At 43.8% G+C, this 20620-nt stretch carries 18 protein-coding genes and 1 tRNA gene; 9 read left to right on the top strand and 10 right to left on the bottom strand.

Annotated features, from left to right (window positions below; all coding sequences use genetic code 11):
* The first annotated feature begins 18 nt into the window (after nt 1-18).
* Nucleotides 19-1362: a glucoamylase family protein gene (locus tag AC1RNB_RS16070; protein ID WP_493084482.1), complete on the top strand. Its 1344-nt coding sequence runs from the start codon at nt 19-21 to the stop codon at nt 1360-1362.
* Nucleotides 1363-1374: 12 nt separating this feature from the next.
* Complete coding sequence (locus tag AC1RNB_RS16065) at nt 1375-2172, top strand: glycerophosphodiester phosphodiesterase (RefSeq protein WP_493084481.1); 798 nt, start codon at nt 1375-1377, stop codon at nt 2170-2172.
* 430 nt (nt 2173-2602) lie between these two features.
* Here the strand turns inward: AC1RNB_RS16065 and AC1RNB_RS16060 are convergent, their stop codons facing one another.
* Entirely contained in the window at nt 2603-4420 is a 1818-nt protein-coding gene (locus AC1RNB_RS16060; RefSeq protein WP_493084480.1) for a reverse transcriptase/maturase family protein, read from the bottom strand.
* Between the two features lie 157 nt (nt 4421-4577).
* Here AC1RNB_RS16060 and AC1RNB_RS16055 point away from each other — a divergent pair, with 157 nt between their 5' ends.
* A complete protein-coding gene (locus AC1RNB_RS16055) occupies nt 4578-5585 on the top strand; it encodes a BT4734/BF3469 family protein (protein ID WP_493084479.1) in 1008 nt (335 codons plus the stop codon).
* A gap of 164 nt (nt 5586-5749) precedes the next feature.
* On the opposite strand, the gene AC1RNB_RS16050 is transcribed toward AC1RNB_RS16055, so the two are convergent.
* Both AC1RNB_RS16050 and hscB read right to left on the bottom strand, forming a co-directional pair.
* Nucleotides 5750-5833 (bottom strand) — tRNA-Leu (locus tag AC1RNB_RS16050).
* Nucleotides 5834-6058: 225 nt separating this feature from the next.
* Entirely contained in the window at nt 6059-6649 is a 591-nt protein-coding gene (gene hscB / locus AC1RNB_RS16045) for a Fe-S protein assembly co-chaperone HscB (protein ID WP_493084478.1), read from the bottom strand.
* 176 nt (nt 6650-6825) lie between these two features.
* On the opposite strand from hscB, the gene AC1RNB_RS16040 reads away from it, so the two are divergent.
* Entirely contained in the window at nt 6826-8025 is a 1200-nt protein-coding gene (locus tag AC1RNB_RS16040) for an NAD(P)-dependent oxidoreductase (protein WP_493084476.1), read from the top strand.
* 128 nt (nt 8026-8153) lie between these two features.
* Here the strand turns inward: AC1RNB_RS16040 and AC1RNB_RS16035 are convergent, their stop codons facing one another.
* Nucleotides 8154-8873 (bottom strand): tRNA1(Val) (adenine(37)-N6)-methyltransferase, encoded by a 720-nt coding sequence (locus AC1RNB_RS16035; RefSeq protein WP_493084474.1) that lies wholly within the window; start codon nt 8871-8873, stop codon nt 8154-8156.
* A gap of 83 nt (nt 8874-8956) precedes the next feature.
* On the opposite strand from AC1RNB_RS16035, the gene AC1RNB_RS16030 reads away from it, so the two are divergent.
* Complete coding sequence (locus AC1RNB_RS16030) at nt 8957-9424, top strand: response regulator transcription factor (protein ID WP_493084472.1); 468 nt, start codon at nt 8957-8959, stop codon at nt 9422-9424.
* A gap of 114 nt (nt 9425-9538) precedes the next feature.
* Nucleotides 9539-10063 (top strand): DUF4199 domain-containing protein, encoded by a 525-nt coding sequence (locus AC1RNB_RS16025; RefSeq protein WP_493084470.1) that lies wholly within the window; start codon nt 9539-9541, stop codon nt 10061-10063.
* Between the two features lie 118 nt (nt 10064-10181).
* Here AC1RNB_RS16025 and AC1RNB_RS16020 read toward each other — a convergent pair whose 3' ends face one another.
* The 4 genes from AC1RNB_RS16020 to AC1RNB_RS16005 all read right to left on the bottom strand — a co-directional run bounded on the left by AC1RNB_RS16020 (nt 10182) and on the right by AC1RNB_RS16005 (nt 14192).
* Nucleotides 10182-10943, bottom strand: a complete 762-nt coding sequence (locus AC1RNB_RS16020) for a succinate dehydrogenase/fumarate reductase iron-sulfur subunit (RefSeq protein WP_493084468.1) — start codon at nt 10941-10943, stop codon at nt 10182-10184.
* A 49-nt stretch (nt 10944-10992) separates the two neighbouring features.
* A complete protein-coding gene (locus AC1RNB_RS16015) occupies nt 10993-11340 on the bottom strand; it encodes a four helix bundle protein (protein ID WP_493084466.1) in 348 nt (115 codons plus the stop codon).
* Between the two features lie 84 nt (nt 11341-11424).
* Nucleotides 11425-13398: a fumarate reductase/succinate dehydrogenase flavoprotein subunit gene (locus tag AC1RNB_RS16010; RefSeq protein WP_493084464.1), complete on the bottom strand. Its 1974-nt coding sequence runs from the start codon at nt 13396-13398 to the stop codon at nt 11425-11427.
* A 128-nt stretch (nt 13399-13526) separates the two neighbouring features.
* The gene (locus tag AC1RNB_RS16005) at nt 13527-14192 is read right to left on the bottom strand and encodes a succinate dehydrogenase cytochrome b subunit (protein ID WP_493084462.1); all 666 of its coding nucleotides are present in this window, start codon (nt 14190-14192) and stop codon (nt 13527-13529) included.
* A gap of 267 nt (nt 14193-14459) precedes the next feature.
* On the opposite strand from AC1RNB_RS16005, the gene AC1RNB_RS16000 reads away from it, so the two are divergent.
* Nucleotides 14460-15707: an ABC transporter permease gene (locus AC1RNB_RS16000; protein WP_493084460.1), complete on the top strand. Its 1248-nt coding sequence runs from the start codon at nt 14460-14462 to the stop codon at nt 15705-15707.
* A gap of 185 nt (nt 15708-15892) precedes the next feature.
* On the top strand, nt 15893-16912 hold the full coding sequence (gene tsaD, locus AC1RNB_RS15995; RefSeq protein ID WP_493084459.1) for a tRNA (adenosine(37)-N6)-threonylcarbamoyltransferase complex transferase subunit TsaD: 1020 nt from the start codon (nt 15893-15895) through the stop codon (nt 16910-16912).
* Between the two features lie 88 nt (nt 16913-17000).
* Here tsaD and AC1RNB_RS15990 read toward each other — a convergent pair whose 3' ends face one another.
* Nucleotides 17001-17843, bottom strand: coding sequence for a metallophosphoesterase family protein (locus tag AC1RNB_RS15990; protein ID WP_493084457.1), 843 nt, complete (start codon nt 17841-17843; stop codon nt 17001-17003).
* Nucleotides 17844-17929: 86 nt separating this feature from the next.
* A complete protein-coding gene (locus AC1RNB_RS15985; RefSeq protein WP_493084455.1) occupies nt 17930-18547 on the bottom strand; it encodes a DsrE family protein in 618 nt (205 codons plus the stop codon).
* 400 nt (nt 18548-18947) lie between these two features.
* Here AC1RNB_RS15985 and AC1RNB_RS15980 point away from each other — a divergent pair, with 400 nt between their 5' ends.
* Nucleotides 18948-20573: an ABC-F family ATP-binding cassette domain-containing protein gene (locus AC1RNB_RS15980; RefSeq protein WP_493084453.1), complete on the top strand. Its 1626-nt coding sequence runs from the start codon at nt 18948-18950 to the stop codon at nt 20571-20573.
* Nucleotides 20574-20620: the final 47 nt, after the last annotated feature.

The raw sequence follows: 20620 nt of genomic DNA, 5'->3' as shown, positions 1-20620 counted from the left end.
ATGTTAACAGTAGTATTTATGCGATTCAAATCCTGTGTACTGGTAGCGTTGGCTCTATGCTGTGCATCCTTTCATTCCTATGCACAAAAAATAGCATTGCCCGCTGCCGATGATAAGATCTTTACCGATGTACAACGCGCCACTTTCCAGTATTTCTGGGAGGGAGCCGAACCTACGAGTGGATTGGCAAGAGAAAGGTTTCATACAGATAACCTGTATCCGCAAAACGATAAAAACACCGTTACCAGTGGCGGCGGAGGTTTTGGGGTGATGGCCATACTGGTAGGCATAGAACGCAAATTCATTACCCGTAAAGAAGGCGTGGAGCGACTCGAGAAAATTGTCCGTTTTCTCGAAACAGCCGATCGTTTTCATGGTGCCTGGCCGCATTGGTGGAACGGCGAAACCGGTAGAGTAAAACCCTTCAGTAAAAAAGACAATGGGGGCGACCTGGTAGAAACTTCTTTTATGTTACAGGGATTACTCTGCGTTCGCCAGTACCTGCAAAACGGAAACGCCACGGAAAAAGCACTGGCCGCCAGGATTGATACACTATGGAAACAAGTTGATTTTAACTGGTACACACAGGGGAAAAATGTATTGTACTGGCATTGGAGCCCCAACTATAACTGGGACATGAATTTTGCCGTTACCGGTTACAATGAATGCCTGATCATGTATGTACTGGCCGCTTCTTCGCCTACGCATGCGGTAGATGCGAAAGTGTATCATGAGGGATGGGCGCAGAACGGTAAGATCCGTTTGAGCAAGGGTACTGCTGCCGATGCTTTGCAATTAAGGCACCATGGCGATACGGTGAATGGTGGACCTTTGTTCTGGTCGCATTATTCCTATCTGGGGCTGGATCCGCGGGGTTTGAAAGACAGGTATGCCGATTACTGGAAAGAAAATACGAATCACGCCCTGCGTAACTACAGGTGGTGCGTAGAGAATCCCAATCATTTCAAAGGATATGGACCCGATAGCTGGGGACTCACTTCGAGTTATTCTGTAAAAGGCTATGCGGGACATGCACCTTCGGCCAAAAACGATATCGGTGTAATCTCACCTACTGCGGCACTATCATCTTTCCCCTACACACCCAAAGAATCCATGCAGGCCATGAAACATTGGTACAAGGATCGAAAAGACAAACTCTTTGGTGTTTACGGGTTCTACGATGCCTTCAGCGAAACAGAAAATTGGTACACGCCCCGTTATCTCGCCATTGACCAGGGGCCGATTGTAGTGATGATGGAAAATTACCGGACCGGCCTGCTCTGGAAATTATTCATGAGCTGCCCGGAAGTAAAAAGCGGATTAACAAGATTAGGATTTAGCAGTCCTTACCTTTCTAAATAATATTTCGTTTTTATGTTTACCAAACTATCCTTTTTTTCTGTCGTAGTAGTTGTATTGCTTACTGCTGCCTGTAATACACACACCGCTTACCAGCAAAAGATCGCTCACCCGGCCAACCCGGTAGTGGCGCACAGAGGGGCATTCAAGAAAAATAATTTGCCCGAAAATTCCATCGCATCCCTGCGCGAAGCCATCCGGCTGGGATGCGCCGGTTCTGAGTTTGATGTACGAATGACGGCAGATGATTCTCTCGTCATCAACCATGATCCCAACTATCACCAATTGCCGATAGAAAAACATAACTACGCGGAGTTATTGGCATTCCCCCTCGCCAACGACGAAAAAATACCTACGCTGCGCGAGTACCTGCTGGCCGGTAAAACAAATAACAAAACCACTACGCTGGTTGTAGAGATCAAACCTTCTGAAACAAGCAAGGAAAGAGGTAAACGGATCGCTGAAAAAGTACTGGACCTGGTAAGTGCCTTACACATGCGGAAGAAAGTGATCTATATCAGTTTTGATTATGAGATGTTGAAACATATTCACCAGCTGGACGCTGGTGCACATACCCAATACCTGAACGGCGACAAATCGCCGCTGCAGTTGAAACAGGATGGCATTAATGGTGCCGACTATCATTACTCCGTGTTTCAGAAAAATCCTGACTGGATACAGTTAGCCAAAGACAATGGCATACTGCTGAATGCCTGGACCGTAAACGACAAAGCCATAATGGACTGGTTATTAAGCGCCGGTTTTCATTATATCACAACGAATGAACCGGAAGGGTTGTTTGAAAAGGTATAGCAATCTGAAAAGCAGACCTAAGGACATTCGCCAGGCGCCCCGAAAGGGGCGTCTTTTTTGTATATGGAATAAGTTATGATTAGAAAACGCTAATTGACCCTTGCACTAAAATAAGGGGAGCCAACACAAAATGTAAAATAGCCAAATTCTGAATTAGTCTATTGAGAAGGGGCGAAATTTCATTTTTAATATTTTCTGAACTCTTTTAGTTATTTTGTATTTCCAACCCATTCTTTTACCGGAGGCCTCTGTCCCAAATCAAATGATTTTTTACACCTGAAAATCACCCATCAGCTGTATCAAAAAAATCATTCTCACGGGACAGGTCTGAAAGTTCTTAAACCGCCTCGTTATTATAGTTTAGAGTGCTACGAAATATGGGAGGAGGTCAATTGACTAAAAGGTAGTTATAATATATATGCTTGCGTACTTATTTTACATCAAATGCTTTCGCATAAGAAAAAGGATGACCATAATACTTGATTTTATTTTTTTTACTATCATCTTTACTTGGTTTACTTTTTTTCGTCAATCCAGATAGTTTTTTCCCAAGCTTATTTAAAAATCTATTTCGACTTCTGTCTAATTTTTTTAGTTGGCAAATTGATGATGAATTCTTAGTTAACTCGCTAAATCCATTTAGCCAACAGAAATTCTGATTCTTTTTATCATAAGCGTCATATAATGAACATTTACCAACACTCATAGCATTTAAGCGCCCGTTAAATGAATAAATCAATTCAAACTTGCTCTTGTTACAATTTGTATTTAACCTTGATGGTTCATTTGCGTTAATTATTCGTAAGGTCTGAGAATAAACCTTTTTTTGTTTTTTCAATTCTTTTTCAAGCGAGCTTTTCCGTACTCGAATGTTTCCATTGAATTTTATTTGATAACCGACAAAACCAATCCATGGAATATTTGATTTATTTTGAACATTAGAATCCCAGCAATATGATTCTTTCGATTTGAAATCCCAAAATAATGTTGCACTTCGATTGTTTTTATCATGAGTCGTGTAATCTGTTATTTTTGCTGGTGCATGTACAAGTAATTGCATTTTTCGTAATGTCTGTCTATATTTTAAAAGGGCATAATCGCATTCATGTTTAAAGGGAGATATTATCATCATATCGTCACAGTATCGACAATAGAATAAATCTTCATTCTTTTTTTGTATTTTTTGAATTTCTTTATCAGCCTCATGCAATAGGAGATTAGCGATAAAGCATGATATAGCACCTCCTTGTGGGATGCCAATAAAATCTTTTAACCTTTTATGGCGTGGATAAAACTTATTAACCATTCTTTTCAAAGGAATTTCAAACTTTCCTTTTTGAATATAGAAATCGTCAAAATACTTTTGATTTGAATTCAACGGCATTATTGTTGATTTAAATGAATAGCATTTTAGATATTCTTTTAATATTTTTCTAACTCGATCATCAACTTGATATCCCTGATTTTGCAGCATCATTAAGCCATTCTCGAAAATTGAGAATGTTAGCTTATGATTTACAGTATCAAAAAATTTGTTAATATCACATTCGGATACCCAAATCTTTTTATTGTAGTGAGCTATTCGATATCGTAAAATATCTTTTATAGCATGATGATGTTTTATCACATCTACACCAGTACTAGTAAATTTTATTGGCTTAAATGCATATGAGTATGGAAGAAAAATTTTGTCAAAAAGGGCTATTAGATATTTAGTGGTTATGCCAATAATAATTCTATCATCTAAATTGAATACAGAAATTGGTCGACAGATAGTTTCTTTTATACCTTTTTTATCCTTGCTGTAAATTCTTTTTTTAACTTCAGGAATAATACTTGGAGTTTCGAATGATAAACTTTCAATATTCTGAACTTTATTTTGAATTTTGAGTATATAATCTTGTAGTTTATTATACCATTCTGGAGCTTCTTCTCCTTTGATAGCGACATTATAATGCGTTACTTTAATCCGTCGTCGGATCGACTCTATGGCTATTTGATTTGAATCTTTATCTTTTCGATCTATAAACCTCGGTCTTAACCATTGAGATCTAGTAGGGAGAAGGGTTTTTATATTTTCAAAAAATGGGTCAGTATAGTGTAATTTTTCTTTTATTTCAGGTATAGAAGTAATATCCCTTAAAACTTGTTTTTTTCTACCTTTAGTTGCACATTTAATTCTATACTTACATAAAAGATTAATAATTGCCGAAGATGAAAAATATGAATTCAAATTTTTTGTACTCATAAAAAAGCGAGTGGCGGAATTGAAAATACCAAATAAACAGTGTACAGCATATACTTTGCGGAGGCTGCCGCAACCATCATAATCCGCTTAAACTTACTTTATGTATTTCAACACAAAGCCTTCGCCACTCATTGTGAATATATTATAATTATCACTTATGAAAAAAAATAATTTGAAAGAAATAGTAATAAGTAGATTTACTGACTTTGCTCACCCTTCTTCCAGGACGTCTATATTTGAAGAGCTTATGCTTATTAAAGACGGAACTTATTCTGATAAGATAAATGCTGCACGGTTTTATTACCATAAGGATAATCATAAATATCAAATTTTAAAAAAGCAGCTTCCAGCGGTGACTTTTAGTGGTTTATTTAACCGAAAAAGGATATTAGATGATTTAGAAAGATATTCAGGCTATCTTATTCTGGATATAGACAAGGTTTCTGACAAACAAGCCTTGAATAATTTGAAGAATGACATTTTTTTAAAAGATTTTGTTATAGCCATTTGGATTTCTCCGTCAGGTATAGGGTTAAAAGTTTTAATCAAGCTTGATACTTTACAAGAATATCATACGTTAGCGTTTCACTCTTTAGTATTATTTTTTAAAAAAAAATTCAATATTGATATTGATATTAGCGGGTCTGATATAACTCGCTTGTGCTTTTCTTCATTCGATCCTGAGTTGTTACTTAAAGATTCTTTTATTGGTTTTTCTGAAACTCAAATCATAGAAGATAATGAAGCGATGCCTATTTTTTCATCCTCTAATTCTCAGCAAAAAAAAATTGATTTAATTCAACTTAATAAATCAAATAAGTTTTTATTGTTTTCACCTGAGGGGAGAAATCAACAAGAAAATCGAAATACAATTCAATCTATTATTAAATATTTAAAGTTTCGAAAGATTTCTATTACTACTACTTATGAACAATGGTATAAAATTGCCTTAGCTATTGCTAATACATTTACTTTTGACTTAGGCAAAAAATATTATTTAGAGTTATGTCGTCTCGATTTAGATAATCACAATGAAGAAGCTAGTATTAATATATTGTATTACTGTTATTTACATCGGAGAATTAATGCAATAACATTTGCTACAATTGTACATTTCGCACAAGAAAAAGGATATCAAATTAATTATCTAACCTCTGTAAAGTGACATTAGATAATTCTTTATTAAATTTTTATTTATTTTGACACTGTAAAAATATTGTTATAGTAACATTTCTTTATAACTGACACCACTTTTGACACCTCTCAAAAACAAAAAACCGCTTAAACATTGAGTTTAAACGGTTTATAAAAGCTTTTTTGTTGCTTTTGTGCCCAGAACAGGAATCGAACCTGCACTACCTTGCGATAACCAGATTTTGAGTCTAGCGCGTCTACCAGTTCCGCCATCTGGGCTTTTCTGCGTTCTGCGTTCTGCGTTCTGCGTTCTGCGTTCTGCGTTCTGCGTTCTGCGTTCTGCGTTCTGCGTTCTGCGTTCTGCAATAAGCGAGGTGCAATATTACTGTATCGGAGAATATTGGCCAAATATTTAGGGTGCTCCCCCAACAGTATCTAAACCGCGCCTTTGCGCCTTGGCGAGCCCATTTTCACGCAAAGGCGCAAAGGCGCGGTGGGGAGGGGTTATTTGAGGCCCGCCAAAAGCCGGTCAAGGTATTTTTTGCGGAAATAGTACTCTTTTACTTGCAGCAGTTCTTCTTTGGTAGTAACACCTTCCTGATAATCTGCCATAATTTTTGCCACAGGTTCATAAATTGCTTGTTGAAATTGGTGAATGGTTTGGGTAAGCCTGTCTATATCCACCTGTTCCGATACATCGAGAGCCTGTTCGTTCAGGTCCATCACTTCCATCAGGAACTCGGGCGATAGTTGGTATTTTTCCTCTTCTTCCAGCAAACCCTTCAGTTGTAATACATATTTCAGGGTTTCATCCGGGTGCTGAAAAACTTTCCAGGCCATATTCACCTGCGAGGCTTTCTCCAGCGCTTCGGCCTGTTCTTCCTCCGTTCCCTGTCCATGAAAATCCGGATGATATAAGCGGCTCAGCTCATAAAATTTCGCCTTCACCGCAGCAGGATCTGGTTGGAGGGAGAGGGGGAGGTTGTAGAGTTCGAAATAATTCATGATGGTGAATGGTGAATGGGCAATGGTGAATGAGTTAAGATAATTTTTATAGAATAAGTGATAGCGTGTGTGAGTTTGTTTTCGTTGCATTGCCCATTGCCAATTGACGCCTCACGACTCACGACTCACGACTCACGACTCACGCCTCACGACTCACGACTCACGCCTCACGACTCACGACTCACGACTCACGACTCACGACTCACGACTCACGACTCACGACTCACGACTCACGACTATGCCTTATCTTGCACAAAATTACTACAATGCTTGTCATCGGGCTTATTAGAGAGGGAAAAGTTCCGGCAGATAACCGGGTAGCGCTTACGCCGGCGCAGTGTAAATGGCTGCTGAAACACTATCCGGAAGTAAGGATCCTCGTACAAAGCTCGCCCAACCGTTGTTTTACCGATGCAGAATATGCTCATGCGGGGATAGAAGTGGTAGAAGACCTCTCGGCCTGTAACCTCTTACTCGGTATCAAGGAAGTGCCTGTGAATCAGCTGCTGGCGAATAAAACCTACCTGTTTTTCTCTCACACCAAGAAAAAACAGGCCTATAACCAGGGATTGATGCATGCTATGATGGATAAAAACATCACGCTCATTGATTATGAATGTCTGGAGCATTCAGATGGACAACGCATCATTGGTTTTGGTTTTTTTGCAGGCATTGTGGGCGCGCATAATGGCATTATGGCCTATGGTAACCGCACAGGTGCATTTCATCTCGGCAGGGTGGGAGAAGTGAAGGATTACCGCGAACTGATCCATACCTATTTCGGCTTAAAATTACCCAGGGTAAAGATCGCGATCACCGGCAGCGGCCGTGTGGCGCATGGCATACTGGAGATCATGACTTTGATGGATGTGCAGGATGTAGAACCGGGCGAATACCTTTCCCGCAATTTTGACTACCCTGTGTACGTGCATCTCAAAGGGGCGGATCTATACCGTCACAAAGAAAACGGTACTTACAACCGCGAGCATTTTCATACCCATGCGGCTGAATACGATTGTTTGTTTGAGCAATACTGTGCCCACACTGATATTTTAATGAATGGCATTTACTGGGAGCCCAGTATGCCCCGCCTGTTTTCGATGGAAACCTTGCGGCGGCAGGATTTCCGCATACAGAGTATTGCCGATATTACCGATGATAAAAATGGAAGTGTGCCCTGTAACCTCGGCGATGCCACGATCGATGTGCCGATATATGGCGTGAATAAACTTACGGGTGAAAAAACGGAACCTTATCTGCCCGGCAGTATCGATATCATGGCCGTTGGCAACCTGCCCAACGAATTACCCCGCGATGCCAGCCGGTATTTTGGGGAACAACTGATCAAATACGTACTCGAAGACCTCTATAAAGGCAGCAGCGATGCCATTGAAAGAGCCAAAATACTGGAGGAGGGGAAACTGACTGCTGCATTTGACTATCTCTCAGACTATGCGGCTCACTAACTAAGAATCTCTCTCTGCGAAAACTCCCTGTTCTCTGCGGCTCTGCGGTTGGTGCAAGCTACATCCAACCGCAGAGCCGCAGAGTTTTTAGAGGTTTCGCAGAGAGTTTTTTACCAGGGTAATAGTTACTAATCATTCAGATAATACTCCCTCAACAGATCGCTAAAATCCGCACTGTATATTTCTCCTTCCCGGATCGTGAGTGATCTTTGTAACGGCGTAACGGCTGTTCTCCCCAACCATAACATTGCCCTGAAATAAGCATGTTTGGGCGTTTGTCTCACCGCTAATTCTTCTTCCAGAAAAAATCCCGCCTGCAAAGCCTGCTGCACAAAAGCTTCTTTGCGGTGATAGGGTAGCAGCACCGCCAGTTTTCCATCCTCCAGGAGATGTTGTACACAGGCCGCTAATAATTCCGCAAAAGAAAGTGCCTCACTATGTAATGCGAGGTTGCGCTGGTTATCCGGACTTTTCAGGTCGTTCTCAAAAAATGGCGGATTGGTAATAATACAATCATATTTTTTGCCGAGGTGTAGTTTGGTAATATTGCCGGTAATTACCTGCAATCTGATGCGCCAGGGCGAAGCCTCAAAATTTTCTGCTGCCTGTTCGGCGGCTTTTTCGTCCAGCTCCACCGCATCTATCCGATGGTTTCCCTGCTGGGCCAGCATCAGGCTTAGTAAACCGGTGCCGGTTCCAATATCCAGTACGCTGCCATCCGTTAAGGGCGGCTGAGCGGCTTTCCGGCCTGCCCAGGCACCAAACAGGCAGGCGTCTGTGCATACTTTCATGGCACATCGCTCCTGGTGTACGGTAAACTGTTTGAACCGGAAATAGCTGTTGGACATACCACAAAGTTAATCATGTTTGCCTCGTTTGATGGTCATTTGGCGGCAGACGTTTATCTTAGTAAGCAACTTACCACCGCTGCATGGACCTTTTCAGAAAGTATAAAACAGTATGGCTTTACGGGGCTTCGCTGGCCATCTTGCTCTTATTGCTGAAATGGCTGGAGCTGAAATTTGTGATCTACGACCATGCTTTTGAACTCTATGCCGGTTCCATCGCCGTCCTGTTCACCGGCCTCGGTATCTGGCTGTCGAAAAAACTAAGCAAACCACAGATAGAAAAACTGGTGGTGGAAAAAACGGTGTTCCGTGATCCTTCTCTTCCTTTTGTGATGAATGAAAAAGAACTGACGAGGCTCGGTATCAGCCAACGCGAAAGGGAGGTACTGCAGTTAATGGCCGAGGGACTCAGTAACCAGGAAATTGCAGACAGGTTATTTGTATCGCTCAACACTGTAAAAACACATGCGGCCCGCTTATTCGAAAAACTGGATGTGCAAAGACGTACGCAGGCGGTGGAGAGAGGAAAACAGGCGGGATTGATTCCCTGATAGTCATTCTTTCGGATGAAAAGGAAGGTGGTTGTTTAAAATCACCCGAAAGTATGAACCGGAAAAGCAGGCGATGCCCGATTTTCGTTCTATTCTTTACCTAAAACCACACACATGAAAAAAGTCGTGATTGTAAACGGGGTCATCAGTGGCCTCATCGTAAGTGCACTGATGGTCTGTTCAACCCTTTATTTCATCAACAAAGGGGATTTTGACAACGGGATGATCTATGGATACGCTTCCATGCTTCTCGCATTCTCTTTTGTATTCGTAGGTATCAAAACCTACCGTGATAAGTACAACGAGGGACTGATCAGTTTCGGAAAAGCATTTACCATTGGTCTGCTGATTACCCTGATCGCTGCTACTTTTTATGTAGTTACCTGGCAGATCGAAGGACACTTTGTATTTCCGGATTTTGCTGACAGGTACAGTGCTGCCATGCTCGAAAAAGCAAAAGCCAGTGGTGCCAGTGCTGCCGAAATAGCCAAACAAACCGCTGAGATGAAAGAATTTGCAGAGATGTACAAAAATCCAATTGTCAATATCCTGTTCACCTACTTCGAGATCGTACCCGTTGGGTTGGTTGTTAGTCTGATCTGTGCACTTTTACTCAAAAGAAATAAACGCACTGTTTAGGTGAATGGGCAATGGGCAATTGTCAATTGTCAATGGGCAAGATTTAGAGCAAAAGAAAAGCCTGTTTCTTGGTTGAAACAGGCTTTTATCTATATCCAATCCCTTTGCAGGGCGATGATTATTCTGCTGTAATACCAGCCGCGAGGTATTCTTTGTTGAGGCGGGCAATATTGGTGATAGATATTTCTTTCGGACAGGTAGCTTCGCAGGCACCGGTATTGGTACAGGCACCAAAACCTTCTTTGTCCATCTGCGCCACCATATTCATTACGCGGCTTTTTCTTTCAGGGGCACCTTGTGGTAAGAGAGCCAGGTGTGAAACCTTGGCACTGAGGAATAACATGGCGCTGCTGTTTTTACAGGCGGCCACGCAGGCACCACAACCGATACACATGGCTGCTGCAAAAGACGCATCTGCATCGTCTTTCGGGATAGGAATGGCGTTACCATCTACCGCGTTACCGGTATTTACGCTGATATAACCTCCGGCCTGAATGATGCGGTCAAAAGCAGTACGGTCTACCATCAGATCTTTGATCACCGGGAAGGCATCGGCTCTCCAGGGTTCTACAACAATGGTATCTCCATCCTGGAAGGCGCGCATGTGTAACTGACAGGTAGTATTGGCCTGCCAGGGTCCGTGTGGTTTACCATTGATATACATGGAACAGGCACCACAAATTCCTTCACGGCAGTCATGGTCAAAAGTGATCGGATCGTCACCATCGCGGATCAGTTGCTCGTTCAGCACATCAAACATTTCCAGAAAACTCATTTCGGAAGAAATGTTCTCTACCCGGTACAGTTTGAACTCACCTTTGGATTTGCAGTTCTTTTGTCTCCAGACTTTCAGGTTCAGATTCATGTTATAATGTTCCATATAGAAATTTGAGAATTTGAAAATTTGAGAATTTGAAAATGCTAACGGTTTATCCTTTTGAGGTGGCGATGATCCTGGAGAGGATTCGGATGATCTCTGCGAGATTATCCGGTAAAGCCGGGTCAAAGGGATAGGACTCGCTTTTTTCACAGAGCATCAGCCAGTAAACGGTTTCACTTGCTTCTTTGGCCGCTACTTTCATCTTGTGAATAAAGTCTGCCCTGCTTTCTGCATTCTGGGCCTCAAATATGGTTGCACCTATTGAGGTTCCGGAACGGAGGAGCTGGTTGGCAATGACAAATTTTCTGTTATGTTCAAGAACTTCTGTAAACCGTATGATCGCCAGAGAAAACGCAACCGATTTCTCCACAATCACATTCCGCCTATCATCGCGCATAATTTGAATTTGTACACTAATCTGATTTTCAAATTAGCACACTCTCAAATTTTCAAATTGACCTGCGGATAATACCTAGTACTACTACTTATAATTACGCTGTGTCGGTTTAATCACTTCGTAATTCAATGGTTCCTTATGCAGGTTCCATTTGTGTTCTCCGGCATATTCCCATGCTGATACATACATATAGTTGGCATCATCACGCAAAGCTTCACCATCGGGTGTTTGATATTCTTCACGGAAATGTCCGCCGCAGCTTTCATTTCTGTCCAAGGCATCTTTACACATCAGTTCACCTAACTCAATAAAATCTGCTACGCGATTGGCTTTGTCCAGTTCCGGATTCATTTCGTTGATCTCACCCGGTATTTTTACATCACTCCAGAATTCTTTTTTCAGCGCCTGTATCTCAGTGATGGCTTCCTGTAATCCTTTTGCATTACGGGCCATACCGCATTTTTCCCACATGATCTTTCCTAAACGCTTGTGGAAACTTTCCACGGATTGCTTTCCTTTAATGTTCATCAGGGTGTTAATCCTGTCGCTCACTTCTTTTTCGGCTTCTTCAAAAGCAGGGTGAGTGGTTTCTATTGCTTTAGCATAGATCTCATCCGCCAGACTGTTACCTAATGTATAAGGAATCACAAAATATCCATCCGCTAATCCCTGCATTAAGGCCGACGCACCCAAACGGTTGGCACCATGGTCAGAGAAGTTAGCTTCTCCCAAAGCATATAAGCCTGGAACATTGGTCTGCAATTCATAATCCACCCATAAACCGCCCATGGTATAGTGTACGGCAGGGTAGATGCGCATTGGCACTTCATACGGGTTCTCGCCGGTGATCTTTTCATACATATCGAAAAGGTTGCCGTATTTCTCTTTCACCACTTCTTTACCCATGGCAATGATCTCAGCTTCCGCTACATTATCTCTGCCTTCTTTACCGGCTTCAATTTTTCCGTAACGGATAATGGCTGCTCCAAAATCAAGGTAAACTGCCTGTTTGCTCGTTCCCACACCATAGCCTTCATCACATCTTTCTTTGGCAGCTCTTGATGCCACATCGCGTGGTACCAGGTTACCAAAAGCTGGGTATCTTCTTTCGAGGTAATAGTCTCTTTCTTCTTCGGGGATCTCACTCGCTTTGCGGTTATCGCCTTTGGCCTTGGGCACCCAGATACGCCCGTCGTTACGCAGTGATTCTGACATCAGGGTCAGTTTCGACTGGTGATCGCCACTTACCGGGATACAGGTAGGGTGGATCTGTGTAAAACAAGGGTTCGCAAATGCGGCCCCTTTCTTATGCGCTTTCCATGCCGCGGTAACATTACTTCCCATGGCATTGGTTGATAAATAGAATACATTTCCATAACCACCGGAACATAACAGAACTGCATGACCAAAATGTCTTTCCAATTTACCACTCACTAAGTCACGGGCAATAATACCGCGTGCCTTGCCTTCAATCTTTACCACTTCGAGCATTTCGTGGCGACTATACATTTTTACATTACCCAATGCCACCTGGCGCTCCAGTGCCTGGTAAGCGCCTATCAATAATTGCTGGCCGGTTTGTCCGGCAGCATAAAAAGTTCTTTGTACCTGTGTACCACCGAAAGAGCGGTTACTCAGTAATCCACCATATTCGCGGGCAAAGGGTACACCCTGTGCCACACACTGGTCTATGATATTGGCACTCACTTCTGCCAGGCGGTGAACATTGGCTTCGCGTGCGCGGTAATCGCCACCTTTGATGGTGTCGTAAAATAAACGGAATACGCTGTCGCCATCGTTCTGGTAGTTTTTGGCGGCATTGATACCACCCTGCGCGGCAATGGAGTGTGCCCGGCGCGGAGAATCCTGGAAGCAGAAAGCTTTTACTTTATACCCCAACTCACCCAGCGAAGCAGCCGCCGAAGCACCGGCCAGACCAGTACCCACGATGATGACTTCCAGCTTACGTTTGTTGGCCGGGTTCACCAGTTTGCAATGCCCCTTATAATCGGTCCACTTATCATCTAAAAGCCCGGCAGGAATTTTTGCATCTAACATATTTCGATGGTTTGAAGCCTGCCATTCGGCAGACAGGTTTTTGTTTTTTTGATTGGCGGATTTCGGATTGCGAATTAGCGGATTAACATTCACTCATTCTATCATCCACTCATTCACTCATTGTTTCCCTACACCCAGCCCATATAAAAGCTCACCGGCATCATGGCAAAAATCAGTGCAATGATGATGGAGAACGCGTATCCGAGACTGATCAGCATGGTATTGTAACGTTTGTTATGTACGCCAATGGTTCTGAATGCGCTCTGAAAACCGTGTGCGAGGTGGTATCCCAGCGAGATACAGCCCAGTACATATACGATCACTACCCAGAGTTCGCTGAACTCCAGTCTCATTTTTTCGAAAAGATTAATTTCCTCGCCCAGTAAAAAACCCTGGTTGGAACGGTTGGGTAACCAGAAATGGTAGAGGTGAAGGATCAGGAATAACAAGATCAGGGTACCGAGCAGGCCCATACTTCTGCTGTACCATTTGCTTCCTTCGCTGTAGCTTACGGCATAACCTACAGAACGTTTGCTGCGGTTGGCCAGTTCCAGCATAAGGCCCTGTACAATGTGCAGGATCAATCCGGCAAACAAACCCAGCTCCAGGATACGGGGAACCCAGTTGGAACCCATGAAGTGGGCGCCTTTGGTAAACATCTCTCCATTATCACCGGCCCAGATACAGGCGTTGAGTCCAGCATGAACGATCAGGAAAAGGATGAGGAAAATGCCGGTAAAGCCCATAACCAATTTCTTTCCTACCGACGAAGTGAAGACTTGTTTCCAGGTCATATTGCAAGTTTAGGTTTGTAAATCGCTGCAAAAATAGGATAGTATACAATGCTATCCGTTGTGTAGTAACAACTTTTTTGCACCGATGGTTCATAAGTTAACCGGCTGATATTCCTGAATTTACCATGGAACAGAGGCTGTATAAGGTCTGCCGCAAATCAGGCCGGGAAGATTGTTCAGCCAGGCCTGTCCGATTCCGGAATACCACTAAACACCGCTCACATAAAAATACTTCTCACAAAGCCTTTCCTCACTTACATTTGGTATATGTTAAAGTTACTGAGCATTTTATGGAATAGTTTCCGGATGGCCCTGCAGGAATTACGGGTTAACAAGCTGCGTACCTTCCTCTCTCTTTTCGGAATCACTATCGGTATCTTCTGTATCATCGGTGTACTGGCTACGGTTGACAGCCTGGAGCGGAAAGTGCAGAACGATATCAAATCGTTTGGTAATAACACCATTTATGTTGACAAGTGGAATTACGGCGGCGGTAACGATTATCCCTGGTGGAAATACATGAAACGTCCGCCGATGCGCATTGAGGAGATGAAATTCATCAAAACCAAAAGCCAGCTGGCGGCCAATTCGGCCATGTTTGTATCCAGCAGGGTGAATCTCAGTTACAAAGACAATATTCTCAGCAATATCAATATTTACGGTGTATCGGAAGAGTTTAATATCATCCAGACCATTGATATAGAAAATGGCCGTTACCTCAATGAATCCGAATTTCTGCGGGGAACCACTACCGGCATTATTGGGTATACCGTTGCCGATGAATTGTTTGGCGGGCCACAAAAAGCGGTGGGCAAAGAAGTTTCTTATAACGGACGGCGAGTAACGGTTGTTGGAGTCATCAAAAAACAGGGACAGAGTTTTGTAGGTGGTTTTGATTACGACGAGAGCCTGATCGTTTCTTACCGGTATTTTGCAAGCGTCTATAATCCAGATAACAGCAGCCCCTTCATTATGGTGCAGGGTAAACCCAATATTGCCTCCAAAGCCTTACAGGATGAGTTAACCGGTATTATGCGCCAGACAAGGCGTTTGAGTCCCACAGATGAAGACAATTTTTCCTGTAATGATGTGGCCATGTTCAGCGAACAGGTAAGTGGTTTCTTTGGCCAGGTAAGTGCCGGCGGATGGGCCATTGCGGGCCTGAGCCTGATTGTGGGTGCTTTTGGTGTAGCCAATATCATGTTTGTAACCGTAAGGGAAAGAACCAGCCAGATCGGCCTCAAAAAAGCATTGGGCGCCAAACGTAGCACCATCCTTACCGAATTCCTGATCGAGAGCGCCTTCCTGTGTATTATTGGCGGACTGGTAGGACTGGGGCTGGTAGAGGTATTATCGCTCGTATTAAGTACCGTGTTGCCTTTCCCGATATTCATTGCGCCTAATATTATTATCCTCGCCTTAAGTATCTGTATCATTCTCGGCATCATTTCCGGTATCATCCCGGCCTCAATCGCCGCTAAGATGGACCCCGTAGTAGCTATCAGGACGAAGTAATTTGTTGGTTTATTCGTTTACTTGTTTATTAGTTTATTGGGGTAAGTCTGGGCTTGTTATGTGGTCTTCTAATTGGTTTATGGTTGGGCATGTGTAAATTTGCTCGCTTTGTGACAAGGAACTGCTTCCCGAACAACAAAAGCTGATCGACCAGAAACCAGTAAACGAGTAAATCAATAAACTAAATGCCCACCATCCTCGCCATAGAATCTTCCTGCGACGAAACTTCCGCTGCTGTGTGTGTGGATGGGAAGATCTTATCCAATTTCATTGCTAACCAGACCGTACATGAACAATATGGGGGCGTGGTACCCGAACTGGCCAGCCGGGCGCATATGCAGCATATTGTACCGGTAATTGATGCGGCACTCACCCAGGCATTTCCCCAACTCCCGACTCCTAACTCCCGACTCCAGACTTTAGACGCCATTGCTTTCACACAGGCCCCCGGTCTGATCGGAAGTCTGCTGGTAGGAACCCAGTTTGCCAAATCGCTGGCTTTATCGCTGAACAAACCTTTGATTGCGGTACACCATATGCAGGCCCATGTACTGGCGAACCTGATAGGGGAAGAGCAGCCCGATTTCCCGTTTCTCTGTTTAACGGTGAGTGGTGGACATACACAGATCGTATTAGCCCGTTCGCCACTGGATCTGGAAGTGATCGGTGAAACCATTGATGATGCTGCCGGAGAAGCGTTTGATAAGAGTGCGAAATTATTGGGACTACCTTATCCCGGTGGGCCTTTGATAGATAAATATGCGAAAGAGGGCGATCCGCTCAAATTCAAATTTGCGGAACCACAGATCCCGGAACTGAACTTTTCTTTCAGTGGTTTAAAGACCTCTGTTCTGTATTTTCTGCAAAAGCAGGAGCCCGGTTTTATAGAACAGCACCTGGCAGATCTCTGTGCTTCCATCCAATACACCATCATCAACATCCTGCTGAAGAAAGTGAAAAAAGCGATACAGCAAACAGGTGTGAAAAGAATTTGTATTGCCGGCGGAGTAAGTGCCAACAGCGGCTTACGCAAAGCCCTGCAGGAAGCAGGCACCAGACATGGCTGGAAAACCTATATCCCCGCATTCGAATACTGCACCGATAATGCCGCCATGATTGCCATTACGGCCTACTATAAATATCTTGCTAACGAATTCAGTACACTGGATGTTGGGCCGAGCGCGAGAGCGGAGTGGGGTAATTAGGGATTAAAAATTAAAAATTAGCAATTAAAAATTGTTGGTTTTCGTTTTCACTCCAAACTCCAAACTCCAAACTCCAAACTCCAAACTCCTACCTATACTCCATCTCATTCATCTTCTCCACCGGATTCATCATATACGTAACCAGGCTGCCATCATCCATCAGTTCTACTACGCGGAAGCCTTTGTAAGCTGTTCCCCAGCTGCCGCCGATATGGGAGTCGAAGAAGAAAGGAATATTACCGCTCATCTTCACCCCATCCTGGTCGTGTTCATGACCGTGGAACACGGCTTTGAGGTTGGGATATTGTTTGATCAGCTCAAAAAATGCGGGTGTATCAATTCCGTTGGCCGTCCATTTGGCCTGGGGGATATGCAGGAATAGAAAGACCTGTTTGTGTTGCTGGTGTTTATCTAATGTCTGTTTCAGCCAAACCAGGTCGGGGGAGAGGTATTTGCCTTCTTCATTGGATGTGTCTCCGAGAATAATGCCTTTCTTTTTGATCACCACATCGTGGTTAACGGGTGTGCCCCATACTTCTTTCCAGTAATCGGTGCTAACCATATCGTGGTTGCCCCTTGTTACATACCAGGGCATGGTAAGTTTTTCGATCTGCTTTTTGGCCAGCGGCATCAGTGGTTTTTCGTTGTGTATGATATCGCCGTTGATGACGCAGAAATCGAGCGGGTTGTTGTTGTGAAAACTGTTTACCTGGCCAATGATCTTTTCGATCATGCCATCAAAATCGGTCTTGGGTTGTCCGTAGTGCGAATCGGATGCCACTACAAACCGCAGGGTTACTTTTTTGCGCAGCCCATACACTTCGGCGGCAGACAAATTTCTGATACCGCCCCCCAGTAAAAAAACAGAAGCGAATGACATATTCCGGAGAAAGGACCGGCGCGAACGGGAATGTGATTGTTGGTCAGACATAAGCAGTATTGAAAATTAAATGTATAGATTTTCCATGGTACAGATATGATGAAACAGATCGTTCATATAAAATTCATATGGCAGGGTCAGTCATTTACATCCGTCAGCAAAAATCCTTTCAGCGTATAGGTTGAGATCACGGTTTTGGCAGAATAAGCCAGTCGGATACCAGGTAACAGATGTTCTTTTTCTATATCCAGAAATTTCATGGCCTGTCCGCAGCCCGAAAAACGAACACCTGCCTCCTGCAATTCTTTTACCAGTTTGGCATTGGGATTATTGATATGGAATTTTTTCTGGTAATATTCATCATTCAGCAGAGAAAATAAGCCCGATCCATGTGCGATCACCATGACATCGATATGGTTTTTGTGAACCCCCGCTGCCACATGCAGGTTAATGATCCGGGCCACTTCGGCCAGTGCGCCATTGATCGTTTTGGCTTTGGCAGGGGTAGTGGCGGGCTGTACAAAATTCATCAGCAGTTTGTATTTCATTTTCGGGTCGGGCTTTTCATCAGGGTTTGGGATCTCGACTACCCCGCCCATGGGCGCTTCTTTGATCAACGGGTAAATAGCCGATCCAAACATTTTGGCCATTCGTAAACTGTCTCTTCGGGCCAATGCGGCAGAATCTTTGGGCGATTGGGAGAATGAAGAAAAGAAAGTGATCAGACAAATGCAAAACAGCAGGATCTTTCTCATAACATGGTTTTAGGCAGAGAAGATAAATAAAGCGTTTGATATATGTACTATGCAAGTGCATGGCGCATGCTGCGCCGCAGTCGCAGTCGCCCGGCTCCGACGGGTGACGCCTATCCTCCAGGCTTCCAGCCAGCCCCTTTCAGCCTGTCAACCGAAATAGCATCTACCATCAAATCACCGTTACCTACAGTCAGCCATGGCCCCTGAATAAGAGTTAGGAGTGATAACACTACCCACTACTTTACAAATACCATTGCGCCGCAGTCGCAGTCGCCCGGCTCCGACGGGTGACGCCTATCCTCCAGGCTTCCAGCCTGCCCGCTTCCGGTCTCCTCAACCGAAATATCATTCAAAATCCTCGTTAAGCCTTACTTTTGCCGCCGAAAACAGCGTTAGCAACATGATCAGTGCAAGAAATATCACCCTCGCCTACGGCAAAAGAGTATTGTTTGATGAGGTAAATATCAATTTTACCAAAGGAAATTGTTATGGAGTAATCGGTGCCAATGGTGCCGGTAAATCCACTTTTCTAAAGATTCTCAGCGGTGAGATTGAACCCAATAAAGGCACCATCGAAATCACCCCCGGCGAGCGCATGGCCGTTCTGAAACAGAACCAGTTCGAATTCGATAATGCCACTGTGCTGAATACCGTATTAATGGGCCACAAACGCCTCTGGGATGTGATGCACGAGCGGGATGCGATTTATGCCAAAGCCGATTTTACCGAAGAAGACGGAATGAAAGCCGGAGAATTGGAAGGCGAGTTTGGAGAAATGGGCGGATATGAAGCTGAGAGTAACGCCGGTAGTCTGCTGAGCAGCCTCGGTGTAAAAGAAGAAATGCACCAGACCCTGATGCGTGATCTTCCGAGCACGTTTAAAGTGCGGGTATTGCTGGCACAGGCCTTGTTTGGTAACCCTGATATCTTATTACTGGATGAGCCTACCAACGGTCTGGATATAGAAACCATTGGCTGGCTGGAGAACTTCCTGGCCGATTATGAGAATATTGTTTTGGTGGTGAGTCACGACCGGCACTTCCTCGATACCATCTGTACCCATGTGGCCGATGTGGATCGTTCCAAGATCAAAGTATTTACCGGTAACTATACTTTCTGGTATGAATCTTCGCAGTTGATTGCACGCCAGATCACTGATAAGAATAAAAAGAATGAAGAGAAGCGGAAAGACCTGCTCGACTTCATTGCCCGTTTCTCGGCCAATGCCTCTAAGAGTAAGCAGGCTACTTCGCGTAAGAAAGCCCTGGAGAAACTGGTGATTGAGGAGATCGAACCCTCTAACCGTAAATATCCCGGCATTATTTTCCAGCCCCTGCGCGAAGTGGGTAACCAGATCCTGAATGTAGAGAACCTGAGCAAGAGCGTGGATGGCAGGAAACTCTTTGATAAAGTATCTTTTTCGATCAATAAAGGCGAAAAGATCGCATTCCTGAGCCGTGATCCGTTGGCCGTGACTGATTTCTTCGAGATCATCAATGATAAAATGCAGGCCGATACCGGTAAGTTTGAGTGGGGAACCACCATTACCAAAGCTTACCTGCCGCAGGAGAACCATGAATTCTTTACCGAAGGATTGAGCCTGATGGATTGGCTGCGCCAGTATGTGCCGCCGCATGTAACCGATGCGGATGAGCCCTTTATCCGCGGATTCCTGGGAAAAATGCTGTTCAGTGGCGATGATATTCAGAAAAAAACAAATGTATTAAGCGGGGGAGAGAAAGTACGTTGTATGGTAAGCCGTATGATGTTACAGAACCCGAACCTGGTGATACTGGATCAGCCCACCAACCACCTTGACCTGGAAAGTATCCAGAGCTTCAATGAAGGCTGTCAGACCTTCCCGGGTGTGGTACTGATTACTTCGCATGACCATACCTTTATGCAGACCGTGGCCAACCGCATTATTGAACTAACGCCGAAGGGCATCATTGACAGGTTAATGACTTTTGATGAATACATGGAAGACAGTAGGGTTAAGGAATTACGCGAGGAAATGTATAAGTAATTAGCAATTAGAAATTAACAATTAAAAATTGCTGATTTAATACCTAC

This window comes from Sediminibacterium sp. GW821-FHT12F12 (assembly GCF_058806635.1).
The sequence above is the reverse complement of the archived record's forward strand: the minus strand, read 5'-3'. Positions and strand labels throughout refer to the sequence as shown.

Bases quoted from the DNA above. Each gene is read 5' to 3' on its own strand.
- AC1RNB_RS16015 (WP_493084466.1), bottom strand. From the start codon at position 11,340: ATGCGCGATGATAGGCGGAATGTGATTGTGGAGAAATCGGTTGCGTTT.
- tsaD (WP_493084459.1), top strand. From the start codon at position 15,893: ATGCCCACCATCCTCGCCATAGAATCTTCCTGCGACGAAACTTCCGCT.
- AC1RNB_RS16040 (WP_493084476.1), top strand. From the start codon at position 6,826: ATGCTTGTCATCGGGCTTATTAGAGAGGGAAAAGTTCCGGCAGATAAC.
- AC1RNB_RS16000 (WP_493084460.1), top strand. From the start codon at position 14,460: ATGTTAAAGTTACTGAGCATTTTATGGAATAGTTTCCGGATGGCCCTG.
- AC1RNB_RS16030 (WP_493084472.1), top strand. From the start codon at position 8,957: ATGGACCTTTTCAGAAAGTATAAAACAGTATGGCTTTACGGGGCTTCG.
- AC1RNB_RS15990 (WP_493084457.1), bottom strand. From the start codon at position 17,843: ATGTCTGACCAACAATCACATTCCCGTTCGCGCCGGTCCTTTCTCCGG.
- AC1RNB_RS16065 (WP_493084481.1), top strand. From the start codon at position 1,375: ATGTTTACCAAACTATCCTTTTTTTCTGTCGTAGTAGTTGTATTGCTT.
- AC1RNB_RS16055 (WP_493084479.1), top strand. From the start codon at position 4,578: ATGAAAAAAAATAATTTGAAAGAAATAGTAATAAGTAGATTTACTGAC.
- AC1RNB_RS16070 (WP_493084482.1), top strand. From the start codon at position 19: ATGCGATTCAAATCCTGTGTACTGGTAGCGTTGGCTCTATGCTGTGCA.
- AC1RNB_RS15980 (WP_493084453.1), top strand. From the start codon at position 18,948: ATGATCAGTGCAAGAAATATCACCCTCGCCTACGGCAAAAGAGTATTG.
- AC1RNB_RS16035 (WP_493084474.1), bottom strand. From the start codon at position 8,873: ATGTCCAACAGCTATTTCCGGTTCAAACAGTTTACCGTACACCAGGAG.
- hscB (WP_493084478.1), bottom strand. From the start codon at position 6,649: ATGCAACGAAAACAAACTCACACACGCTATCACTTATTCTATAAAAAT.
- AC1RNB_RS15985 (WP_493084455.1), bottom strand. From the start codon at position 18,547: ATGAGAAAGATCCTGCTGTTTTGCATTTGTCTGATCACTTTCTTTTCT.
- AC1RNB_RS16060 (WP_493084480.1), bottom strand. From the start codon at position 4,420: ATGAGTACAAAAAATTTGAATTCATATTTTTCATCTTCGGCAATTATT.
- AC1RNB_RS16010 (WP_493084464.1), bottom strand. From the start codon at position 13,398: ATGTTAGATGCAAAAATTCCTGCCGGGCTTTTAGATGATAAGTGGACC.
- AC1RNB_RS16025 (WP_493084470.1), top strand. From the start codon at position 9,539: ATGAAAAAAGTCGTGATTGTAAACGGGGTCATCAGTGGCCTCATCGTA.
- AC1RNB_RS16020 (WP_493084468.1), bottom strand. From the start codon at position 10,943: ATGGAACATTATAACATGAATCTGAACCTGAAAGTCTGGAGACAAAAG.
- AC1RNB_RS16005 (WP_493084462.1), bottom strand. From the start codon at position 14,192: ATGACCTGGAAACAAGTCTTCACTTCGTCGGTAGGAAAGAAATTGGTT.